The sequence below is a fragment of the Algoriphagus faecimaris genome (assembly GCF_900101705.1).
GTDB classification, from domain to species: domain Bacteria; phylum Bacteroidota; class Bacteroidia; order Cytophagales; family Cyclobacteriaceae; genus Algoriphagus; species Algoriphagus faecimaris.
This window is the reverse complement of record NZ_FNAC01000050.1, coordinates 16,363-27,692: the sequence shown is the minus strand read 5'-3', so window position 1 is coordinate 27,692 and position 11,330 is coordinate 16,363. Positions and strand designations below refer to the sequence as shown.

10 protein-coding genes are annotated in these 11,330 nt (G+C 39.9%); 2 read left to right on the top strand and 8 right to left on the bottom strand.

All coding sequences use genetic code 11. The annotated features are described in order from the left end of the window. Positions 1 to 348, top strand: a 348-nt coding sequence (locus tag BLQ57_RS18725; protein WP_139162639.1) for an IS1595 family transposase, incomplete at its 5' end; no start/stop codon positions are given. A 27-nt stretch (positions 349 to 375) separates the two neighbouring features. Here BLQ57_RS18725 and BLQ57_RS18720 read toward each other — a convergent pair. From BLQ57_RS18720 to BLQ57_RS18705, 4 genes are all read right to left on the bottom strand, one after another. Beyond that, positions 376 to 936, bottom strand: coding sequence for a hypothetical protein (locus tag BLQ57_RS18720; protein WP_087941122.1), 561 nt, complete (start codon positions 934 to 936; stop codon positions 376 to 378). Positions 937 to 1,035: 99 nt separating this feature from the next. Next, positions 1,036 to 1,599, bottom strand: a complete 564-nt coding sequence (locus BLQ57_RS18715; protein ID WP_092824174.1) for a hypothetical protein — start codon at positions 1,597 to 1,599, stop codon at positions 1,036 to 1,038. 33 nt (positions 1,600 to 1,632) lie between these two features. After that, a complete protein-coding gene (locus BLQ57_RS18710; protein ID WP_139162811.1) occupies positions 1,633 to 2,577 on the bottom strand; it encodes a T9SS type A sorting domain-containing protein in 945 nt (314 codons plus the stop codon). A 662-nt stretch (positions 2,578 to 3,239) separates the two neighbouring features. Further along, entirely contained in the window at positions 3,240 to 5,717 is a 2,478-nt protein-coding gene (locus BLQ57_RS18705; protein ID WP_087941125.1) for a DUF5686 and carboxypeptidase-like regulatory domain-containing protein, read from the bottom strand. A gap of 166 nt (positions 5,718 to 5,883) precedes the next feature. Between BLQ57_RS18705 and lhgO the strand changes: the two genes are divergently transcribed. After that, positions 5,884 to 7,086: an L-2-hydroxyglutarate oxidase gene (gene lhgO, locus BLQ57_RS18700; RefSeq protein WP_087941126.1), complete on the top strand. Its 1,203-nt coding sequence runs from the start codon at positions 5,884 to 5,886 to the stop codon at positions 7,084 to 7,086. Positions 7,087 to 7,118: 32 nt separating this feature from the next. On the opposite strand, the gene BLQ57_RS18695 is transcribed toward lhgO, so the two are convergent. The 4 genes from BLQ57_RS18695 to BLQ57_RS18680 form a co-directional block, all read right to left on the bottom strand. Next, positions 7,119 to 8,636: an FMN-binding glutamate synthase family protein gene (locus BLQ57_RS18695; protein WP_087941127.1), complete on the bottom strand. Its 1,518-nt coding sequence runs from the start codon at positions 8,634 to 8,636 to the stop codon at positions 7,119 to 7,121. Between the two features lie 43 nt (positions 8,637 to 8,679). Next, complete coding sequence (locus BLQ57_RS18690) at positions 8,680 to 9,642, bottom strand: YheT family hydrolase (protein WP_087941128.1); 963 nt, start codon at positions 9,640 to 9,642, stop codon at positions 8,680 to 8,682. A gap of 127 nt (positions 9,643 to 9,769) precedes the next feature. After that, a complete protein-coding gene (locus tag BLQ57_RS18685) occupies positions 9,770 to 10,114 on the bottom strand; it encodes a hypothetical protein (protein WP_087941129.1) in 345 nt (114 codons plus the stop codon). Beyond that, complete coding sequence (locus tag BLQ57_RS18680) at positions 10,111 to 11,325, bottom strand: BaiN/RdsA family NAD(P)/FAD-dependent oxidoreductase (RefSeq protein WP_087941143.1); 1,215 nt, start codon at positions 11,323 to 11,325, stop codon at positions 10,111 to 10,113. The genes BLQ57_RS18685 and BLQ57_RS18680 overlap by 4 nt, the downstream gene beginning before the upstream one ends. Positions 11,326 to 11,330 lie beyond the last annotated feature (5 nt).

Below are 11,330 nucleotides of genomic sequence, written 5' to 3'. Positions count from 1 at the left end.
AACTTGGAGGCGAAAACCGCACAGCATTTAATCAAGGATTACATTGATTCAAACGCTGTGCTTCAAACAGATAAAAGTACCACCTTCTCAGACCTGAGTGATTGTATTGATGTTCATGTCAGAGAAATCTCTGGTACACAAGAAGGCAATTTTAACCTCAAATGGGTTCATATTGCCATCAGTAACTTAAAGAAACACCTGCAGACATACCATATGATCAGCGAACGAATGATGCAGAACTATCTGGATGAGTTTTGTTACAAGCTAAACAGAAGATACTTCGGTCAAAAACTCTTTGACAGACTCATTATTGCTTCAATTTACCCATACTGGCATGATTGCGGATAATCATATTACAGAATATTTAATTTATGACTAAAAACTCTTTCCAATACTCAATCCTGCAAAAATTGATGTGAAAACCCAATCTTCTCTCCCTCCTACAGGAACTTTGAAAAATGGCGTATAGCCAACCCTAAAAAAGAATCCACCTTCCGGTTTTTGGTATCTATAACCGATTCTTAAAGGAATTAGAGAATCAAACACCACTTTATCTTCTAATTCTAATGTTTCTGAATTAAAATCTAGACTTGTGGCTAAGTGAGGAGTTAAACCTAAACCTAATTCTAAGTGATGATTACCGCTTCCTATAAGGCCAGAAACTTCCAAAGGAACTGCGGGATTAAAAACAGTTGATCCTTCTACACGATCTGCCCAGAGTGAAAAACCTACACTACCCATCATCTTTATAGCTCCTTTTTGATAAAAATGCTTACCAAATGTAATTGCATATTGACCTGCATTACCTCCAAGATCAAGGTAAACGGCTTTTTTTGCAGTAAAGGTTTCGGCCTCGGTTTGAGCAAAAATAGATGGGGAACTAATCAATAAAACCAGAGAAAAACCGAAAAGAATAAATTTGGATTTGTAGTTCATGGTGTAGCGGGTTTATAACATTTTTTGATTTCCATTTACCTAAGTGATTGATAATCTTCAAATAGAATCAAAACGAGGAAAATTCCCAATTAGCCTCTTTTAAAAACTCTTCCCAAAACTTAGTCCGGCCCAATAAGGATTGAAAGACCAAATTTTCCCAGCTCTTACCGGAAAAGTAACAATTGGCGTATAACCAAACCTAAAAAAGAATCCCCCTTCCGGTTTTTGGTACCTGTATCCAACTCTAAGAGGAATAAAGGCGTCAAAAACTACTTTATTGATTGTTTCAAATGTTTCCGAATCAAAATCAAAGCTTGTGTTTAAATAAGAAGTGAATCCCATACCCAATTCCAGATGATGATTCGACTTGCCATATAGTGCAGATATCTCTAATGGCAAAGCAGGGAGCCAACTAGTCTTCGAGTCTATATTTCTATTAGGCCATATAGAAAAACCTGCACTGGCATTTAACTTTAGCTTCCCTTTTTGATGGAAAATCTTGCTGTAGTTAATCGCATAGAATCCAGAACTTCCGCCAACTTCAAGATAAACCCCTTTTTTTGCGGTGAAGGTTCCGGGTTCGGTCTGAGCTGTTGCCCCTGAAGAAATAGCGAAAGCCAAGATCAAAACAAGCAATAACGAAGATTTATGTTGAATATTCATGGTTTTTCAATTTCGTGGTATGGTATTATTAGGTCAATTTTCAATTATAATTTGTTCTCGTAAGACATGATCTCCAGAATAAATATGAAGGAAATAAGTTCCGGGTTGTAAGCCTTTTGTATCTAAATAAACCTTATTTTCTGCAGATTTCCCAGTCCCCACCAGCTTCTCAGTACGATCAAAAATGTCAACTTTAAATATAATAATGGCCGGCTTATTTTTCTGAGTCTGTGATTCTCCATCTAAAGGTTCTCCTAATTGATTTTTTTCAACATCATATTCTACAAACAAATCACCAGATGAGGGATTGGGATAAATTTTAAAATCACCTGAAGACATAGTATAACTGCAAGGTTGGACAGTTATTCCAGTCAAATGAGTTGCGCCACAGCCGTTGTTGACCGAAACGCGAACCGGACCGTAGGAATTATTGTAGGAAGGAAGATAAAATGTTATCGTATTATTGGATGTGTTCTGGACAGTCCATCCCGAAGGATAAGTCCAATTATAGCTATATCCATTTTGGTGACCTGTAGGAACATTAGCGGTATAAGTATATGAATTACCATTACAAACCATCCCGGGACCTGATACCGATACTTGATACTGACTAAAAGAACCTATTTGGACAGAAAAGTTTCTTTTGGTACTATACCAAAAACCACCTCCTGGTTTTGAAATTGAACCCTGAACAGATATGTTATAACTTCCCTGAGGAGTACCTGCAGGCGCCACTATACTGACCGTTTCATTGGTAAACGCCGTATTTCCACCTCCATTAATTGACCACCCAGCGGGAGCAGTCCATTCATAGGGATAATGATAATAACAATATCCTCCTTCAGTCGGGGGAGACGAAGGAGGAGGTGGAAATATGCTGGCTAGGGTCGGACTAGTGGTATAGGTATAGGATTGTCCTGGAGAACACATCGCAGGACCTGAAATTGGACTTGGGATCGGTACTCGTGAAGTTGTCATAATCGTTTTGATTCCGTCACCAGAGTTGGGAAAGTTGCAACCATCTGCCGAAGCTTCTATTTCATAGTCTCCTGTATCGGGAAAAGTGAAAGTGAAATTTGCACCATCACCACCACCTACGATTTGATTACCCTGATAAACAACCCAACGAATATCACAAGAATAAACTTCGTGGCCGGAAATTTCATTGTAAATTCTTGCCGTATATGTGTAGGTTCCTTTTGGACAAACAAAACTAGATGCTCCCTCAATAACTACATCTAAAGCATTCGCTTTGTTGGAAATACCGAAAGAGGCAAAAAGTAGAAAAACAAAAATAATCTTTTATGTATATCCGCTTTCTTACCAGTAAGAAGATTGAACGGCCTAAAACAAGGCTGGAAGTTCAATTTCAGGGAACTTCGGTCTTCCGTCATCGGTCTTCCAACCTAATAAGCAAAGGAAATAAGGCTACTGGTGTTATTACGGATAATCATGTAATCTTTTGTCGGAAGAAGTCATTGGACTTCAATTCAATATTGTGGATCGATTGAGTAGGAATTGGGTCCATAGTTATGATTGTTTACTTACATTTAAAAATTAATTTTAAACTAATCTAAAAACTAAATATAAGATTAGCAACTGTCTTCAAGAAAATAAAAATTACATTTTTTCTTCCCTAATCACAAAATAATCTGCGCACTGACTTTTACCACAAAGGGATTGGCATCGGGCACATCCAGGTAGGTCATCCGATGAATAAAATCCACCCGGAAAAACTTGAATATATTTTCGATCCCATAACCCAACTCCACATAGGGTTTGTTGGGATCTAACCTTCCGAAAGTTTCAATCGGGCTTCCCGCGGGGTCGATACCGGGGACATTTTCGATATTCTGATCGGAAACCGAACCAAACAGCACATTGGCATTGGCCACTGCACGCCATTTCAGTTTTTTGATCAGAGGAATCCGGTTGAGCAGAAATCCTTCAAAGAAATGCCGGTAGCGTAAACTGATGAATTGCTCAGAAGCAAACTCATTGAAATTCATCGTGTTGAAAGCAGCAGTGGTATAGAAGAAAGTCTCGTTTCCCAAATGGTTTTTCAAAATCGGATAAGGGACTTCTCCGAATACTTTTCCTGCATCCAACTCATAGCGTGAAATCCCAAAAAGTCCCATGTTGAGTTTTTGATACAGGTAAAAATTCAACTTATGATAGTCCAAGTCTCCTCCTAGCCATTGCAACCCTTTGGTATAATTTATTTCAAAAATTGGCCATCGGGAAGATCCAAAAGAAGCTCTTTCGTTGTCATTGACAATAATAATTTCATCTCTTCCATAACGAAGGCCAGCCCGTACTTCGGTAGTTTCAAATCTTGACCTAACTTCTCTGCTTCCTTTTTCCAAATAAAAAAAATCAAAAAGCGGATCAAATTGGGCTACATTGACCCCAGCAGAAAGCAAAAAGCCTTTGAAAAACTCCCGCTGAAAAGTCAAGCGCTGATTGGTACTCATAAACGGCCTTCGGAGCGTACCAAATCTACTGGCAGCTAAAAAGATAGAATTCCCTTCCAATGATTCCATCTCCAGCCCCACCTGATCCAATTCCCTACTTGACCGAAGTTCAAGCGTGGTCCATCGAGTTCGATCAAGAATATGTTTCGCTGAAGCACTGTATTTGAACCGTTGATCTACAAAACCATAAGCCAAATAACCCTGAAAAGCCCACTTTTGGCTAAACTTATAATTGGTTCTTAGGCCCAAGCCTCCCCGAAGTCCTTCCACATTATTGAAATTTCCAAATTCGGTCCAAGGTCCGATATCGATCTTTCCGATAGGTAAAAAGCCAGTTCCCAAAAACTTCAACCCCTCAGAGTAAAAGCGGATAATTGGGATTTTCTTTAGCGTATCGACCATTTGAAGGACAGAAAGTTCCTCGGAACTCAAAGGATCTGCTCGGTTGGCAGCCCAGAATGCTTCATCGGCATCTCCAAAATCAGCTTTGAGTTCAATGGCATTATTGAAGAATGCGGTCGGTTTAGCACTTCCTACCTGAATGCTATCCGAGGCGGTATAAAACTTCGCCAATAAGCCGGCTGTCTTAGGAGTGATTTGACCAATTTTAACCTGAACACGCGTTTTAGAAGGAATCAACGGGCCTGCACTGGTTCGGGTCAGTTCTTGCTGGATTTTTATTCGCTCGATGAAATTAAGATTCACACTTTGAGGAATGGTCAAGTCTACTTGTTTAAGCGCGTAGTTTTCTTTATTGATCCAAATGAATCCCTCAAAAGCCAAATCCTGTGCTCTTCTTGGATAAACTTTCAAATGATAACAGGAATCATTTCCCACCAATACCGAATCTAGCAAATCATAATCATAAAAAGCCTTCCATCCATCTGCGATAGGCGAGACGAATTCCTTTTCTAAAATTGTCAGCCAATTTTTATAAAAATTATACTCCTGAAATGCTGAACCCGTAATCTGCGATGTCGTAGATCCATCCGTAATGCCTACACCGGTCACTTTTGACTTCTCTACGATTTCTTTTTTTAGGATAGGATTATTGCGGTAGTAAAATTTGGAAAGCGTTTCGGAGAAGAAAACCGGTAAAATTTTCTCTCCCTCATCATTGGTGAGTTGACGGATACTGTCTAGAACGGAAGTAACTCCTCTAACTGTTCGACGGTTGGTAAAGCTTTCGGAAAGGTGATCGATATCAATTTCTATTTTGGTATAATTCTTTGTTTCATAAGCATCTAGACTTCTTTTATCAAAGTCTTTTTTACGATTTACAGTCTTTCTTATGATTTCGAAAGCCGGATTCTCGCCCGCTTCAAAAACAAAAGCTTCTAATTCAAAATCAGAAGGCCTCAACTGAAAATTAATGGTTTGATCAAGCGCTTGACCAAGTGGCTTAGCCTGAGTCAAAAAACCCAAATAACTCGCTTGGATGCTATCAGAAAGGCTGGCCGTCTTAATTTCATAATTGCCCTCAAAATCAGTGTTCTGACCTATTGATGTGCCCTTTAGAAGGACTGCTGCAAAAGGAATTGGGTCCCCGGTTTCAGCATCAGTTACTTTGCCTTTGATGGTAAACTGGCCGAAACTACTGAGGGCTTGGAAAAAAAATAGAAGAAATAATAGGACTCGGTTCATCCGTGAAATTTTGAAAGAAACTAAAGTGCTGCAAAATAAATTCATTCCTAAGCCAATTTAAACCTACCGAGAGATAATTTTTCGGTAAGCTCAAAACCTAGCAGATTACGTTAAACGAAAATTATCAAGACCCTACTATATTTGAATCTGGAAATTTAAAAGATTTATGATTTACGATATTGCGATCATCGGAGGGGGAATTGTGGGTTTGGCTACGGGTTTGAAGATTCTAAATCAAAAGCCAAGCTTAAAAGTAGTACTTTTAGAAAAGGAAAATGAACTGGCCAAGCACCAAACCGGAAATAATTCGGGAGTGATCCATTCGGGACTTTACTACAAGCCAGGATCTCTTAAGGCGACCAATTGCATCAATGGATATCATGAATTAATTCAGTTTTGTGAAGCCGAAAAAATTCCATTTGAAATCACGGGTAAAGTAGTTGTAGCCACCAAAAATGAACAAAAGCCCCTACTCGATACCCTACTCAGTCGTGGTCTGGAAAATGGACTTGAAGGAACCCGAAAGATCAGCTTAGAGGAGTTGAAAGAATACGAACCACACTGTGCAGGAGTGGCTGCGATCCATGTGCCACAGACGGGAATCGTGGACTATCACAAGGTCGCATTGGCTTATGGAAGAAAAATACTTCAGGCTGGAGGTACAATACTATTAAATCATAAAGTACTGAAGATAAGTCAAAAAGATTCAATAAACTATATCGAAACTTCAAATAAAGTAGTCGAAAGCAAACTGATAATCAATTGTGCAGGGCTCTACTCAGATAAGGTAGCGCTGATGAATGATGAAGGGATCAAAGACGTCAAAATAATTCCATTCAGAGGAGAATATTTCAAACTCAAAAAAGAAAGGGAATACTTGGTCAAGAATCTGATTTACCCCGTTCCAGATCCGAATTTTCCGTTCCTCGGGGTTCATTTTACCCGAATGATGAAAGGCGGTGTAGAAGCAGGCCCCAATGCGGTTTTGGCGTTTAAAAGAGAGGGCTACACCAAATCTCAAATTAACCTTGGAGAACTGGCAGAAACTTTAGCTTGGCCTGGTTTTCAAAAAGTAGCCGCCAAATATTGGAAAACGGGGTTTGGTGAATTATACCGTTCCTTTTCAAAATCAGCTTTTACCAAAGCTTTGCAAGAATTGATTCCTGAAATCCAAGAGTCCGATTTAGTAGAAGGTGGTGCAGGAGTTCGGGCTCAAGCCTGTGACCGGACGGGCGGACTACTCGATGATTTTTCAATTAGAGAATCTACCTTTGCCATCAACGTGCTCAATGCTCCCTCGCCTGCAGCTACAAGCTCACTATCTATTGGAAGCACAGTCGCAGAAATGGCTTTAAGTAGATTTAAATAAGATCTTATTTTTTAGACACTTATAGTAAACAATTATACTTGTGTATTGACGGTATCTGGGAAGTAGCGATTGGCCAGCTTGATCATCTCATCTCCTTTGACTAAGTCGTGAACACTCAAACTTTCTGTATGGTAATGACCAGCAGCACCTATGAGCTCCTTGACTGCAGCCACCGTATTTTTATGAAAATGGTAAACTCTTTTATCCTTTTCTGTCACCACGAGACCTTTGGCTAGACTTTTTTTCTGTGTGGCTACTCCAGTGGGACAGTCATTGGAATTGCATCGCAAAGCTTGAATACAACCCAAACTAAACATAAAACCGCGAGCTGAATTACAAATATCAGCACCCAAGGCAATGTTTTTTACGATAGAAAAAGCGCTCAATACCTTTCCTGAGGCGATAAGCGTAATTTCATCTTTCAGGTTGAATTTTTCTAAGGCAGCTTTGACAAAAATCAAAGCCGGTTCCAAGGGTAAGCCCACGCTATCTGAAAATTCCAAGGGTGCTGCACCTGTACCTCCCTCTGCCCCATCTATCGTGATGAAGTCAGGCCAGACTTCTTGACTGATCATCTCTTTGCAAAGTTCGATAAACTCTTCCGTTCTACCGATACAAAGCTTGATTCCCACAGGCTTACCGCCAGATAGTTTTCTAAGCTGATCCACAAATTGAATCATTTCTTTGGGATTGGAAAAAGCCGTATGAGCGGGAGGCGATAAGACTGTGGTACCTGCTTGCAAACCTCTAATTTGAGCTATTTCAGGAGTATTTTTGACTCCAGGGAGTACGCCACCGTGTCCTGGCTTTGCTCCCTGAGAAAGTTTGATTTCAATCATTTTTACCTGAAGCCAATTTGCTTTCTCCTCAAAAGCTTCTGGATTAAAATGTCCTGAGGCATCTCTACAGCCAAAATAGCCCGTTCCGATCTGCCAGCATAAATCTCCACCCTCCAAATGATAGTCAGAAATACCTCCCTCGCCTGTATTATGGTAAAAACCTCCAGCTTTAGCCCCTCTATTCAAAGCAGAAATTGCATTGCTGCTCAATGAGCCAAAACTCATCGCAGAGATATTGAATATAGAAGATGAATAAGGCTGCGAGCAGAATTTGGACCCAATTAAGATTCGTATATCCTCCTCATTGGGATGAACAGCATAGATGGAATGCCTTAAAGCGGTATAATCCTCTCCGTCGATATCCCTTTGAGTACCGAAAGGGTGCGTGTCATTGACATTTTTGGAGCGGCGATAGGCTAATGCACGTAGATTTCGAGTAAAAGGCCTACCATCGGTATTGCTCTCAATGAAATATTGCTGAATCTCAGGACTGATAGACTCAAGCATATAGCGAAAATGGCCAATAACCGGGAAATTTCTACGGATAGCATGTTTCTTTTGAAGGGAATCGTAAATACCCAACAAAGTCAACACTCCTAAAACAACCAAAACCAAATAGCCAAATCTAAACTCACGGAATTCATAAAACCACATCAGTAAAAATGTAAGCGAGAAAAATAGGATAATGATTAAGAAGAAGGGCTTCCTCATGGCTTTTGACTTTTTACGAATATAAAATTTTTGAAGCTATATCTTAGAGCCCATTTAGAAATTCCCAAACTCGACATTCTGCGTAACTAAATTTATTTTTAGGAATTAAAAAACCGGTATGTCCTCCCCTTTTGGGCATTTCCAAAAACAGCTTATTACTCTTAATAGCAAGCTGCTCAGGATAGCACTCAGGCCCTAAAAGCGGGTCGTTCACTGCATTGATCACCAAATGGGGAATAGAGATCTCCTGCATCCAATTATCAGGACTTACAGATTGGTAAAAATCTACCGCATCTTTAAATCCATGAAGTTTAGCTGTAAAAAAAGTATCAAACTCATCAAATGTATTCACCCGTTCCAACAGCTCCAGATCAATCAATTCTGGAAACTGGGCTGCTTTTGCTCTAATCTTAGCCTTCAGCTTATTCAGAAATCTTTTTTTATAGAACTTATTTGCTGGTAGTTTTAGTGTGGCTGCACTGGAAGGGAGATTACATGGGGTGGAATAGACTGCCGCTCCTTTGATTTGATGCGGTAGGTTGACTCCTTTTTCTCCCAAATATTTTAAAGTTTGCGCACCTCCCATGCTTATTCCTGAGAGATGGATAGCGCTGTAGACATGTTTAGAAAGCACATGCTGGATTACCGTATCAAGATCGTAGCTCGCCCCATGATGGTAAAGAATCGGATTCTTATTCATTTCGCCTCCGCAAGTTCGGTTGTTCCAGACTAGTACATCCCAACCTTTCTCATTAAAAAACTTCACTAGCCCCATCGCATAATGTCTGTAGGAATCACCCTCCAAGCCATGTGAAACGATCAGAAGCTGCTCTGAGTCTACTTGTGACCAATCCAGATTTAAAAAATCATCATCTGGTGTAGGAATTTTTTCACGACGATAATTGACGCCTGTAACTTTTCGAAACAAACTTGGAATGATAGTTTCCAGGTGACCATTAAAGAGATAACTAGGCGGATTAGTATATACTGAGGGGACAATAGGCATTTTCAAAAAAACTTAACATGCTCTTTATAATCTGGTAATTAGGGGTCAGCTTTTAACACCTAGTTTTGTAAAGAATGTTCTCATAGGGTATTTACTAAAAGCGGAGCAGCATGTGCGTGCTCCTTTTTTATATAATTTGGGCAACGGCATCTATAGCCATGGACAATCTTGCCTTTAATTTTTTCCAATGGGCGTCAAAACCTTCTCCAAAACCATCACTTTCCAGGATTTCTTTCCCCTCTTGGAGAATCACTGTCAAATCATCAAACTCAAACATACCCAGGGTCGGCTTGACTTTATGTCTGATTTGCTGAATTTTGACTTCATCTTGAAGTTTTACCCCATCTGCATAAACATCCTGCAATTCTACAAGACCATTATGAATGGCTTGCGTCAGCTCGTCCTTAAACTCCTTATCACCTTCTGCCATATCCTCTATCAATTGGCGTAGGTCAGGATAAATTGTGTTCATATAAAATGCCTAGTTGAAGAAATACCCGCTAAATACCCTGTCGACCATGCAGCTTGAAAATTAAAGCCTCCGGTGATTCCATCTATATCCAATACCTCTCCAGCAAAATAAATATTCGGGTGATAATTACTTTCCATGGATTCTGGCTGAATTTCTGAAAGGTCCACTCCACCTGCAGTTACGAACTCTTCCTTAAAGGTGGTTTTTCCTTTGATGGTCAAAATATAGCAAAAAAGATTCTGTACCAATTTATTAGATTGTTTTTTGGAGATATTCCCATAAGATTGGTCTGGAGAGATATCAGAACGGATTAAAAAGTGCTCCCATAGCCTCGAGGGTATCTCAAATAATGGATAGTTTTTTACCATTCGCTTAGGAAAAGCAGATTGATAATTTCTTAGCTCTTCTTCATACTCCTGTTCTTTGTAATTCACATTCCAATTGATCACAGCTTTGGCTTCGTATAACCTGTCATGAAGCCACTGCGCTCCAAAAGCGGAAAGCTTCAGCACTGCAGGTCCACTGACTCCCCAATGCGTCACAAGCAGTGGCCCCACATAAGAAAGCTTGGTAGACTCCAAGCGTACATGTGCTGATGGCACGGATAGTCCCATCAAACTGCGGATGGGCTCTGATGGAGTATTGAAAGTGAATAAAGAGGGAATGGGGGGATTGATGCAGTGTTTCAGATCCTTCAAAAACTCGTAACCCGATAATTTGGGGCTACCTCCCGATGCGATTATTACTGCATCTGCCTTAATTAATTGACTTTCAAATTGCAATTTTATTTTCTTCCCCTCAGGACTGATTCGTTTCAAACCTGTTCCGGTATGAATTTGAACTTTATTTAGCCTGCACTCTTCAAGTAAAACATTTACTATCGATGCAGAATCATCAGAAACAGGAAAAACTCTTCCGTCTTCTTCTATTTTTAATTGAACACCTCTGGATTGAAACCATTCAAAAACGTCTTCCTGATCAAAGTGACGAAATACGCGCTTGAGAAATTTTTCTCCTCGTGGATAGTTTTTCACCAATTTGGAAATAGGCATTGGGCGATGTGTGACATTGCAGCGACCACCTCCTGATATTCTTACCTTGGATAGAAGCTTGGGGCTTTTTTCATAAATACTTACTTCATTTTTTCCATTAGAAGCGTGTATCGCTGCGAAAAACCCTGCCGCTCCCCCTCCTATAATTGCGATTTTCACCAAGC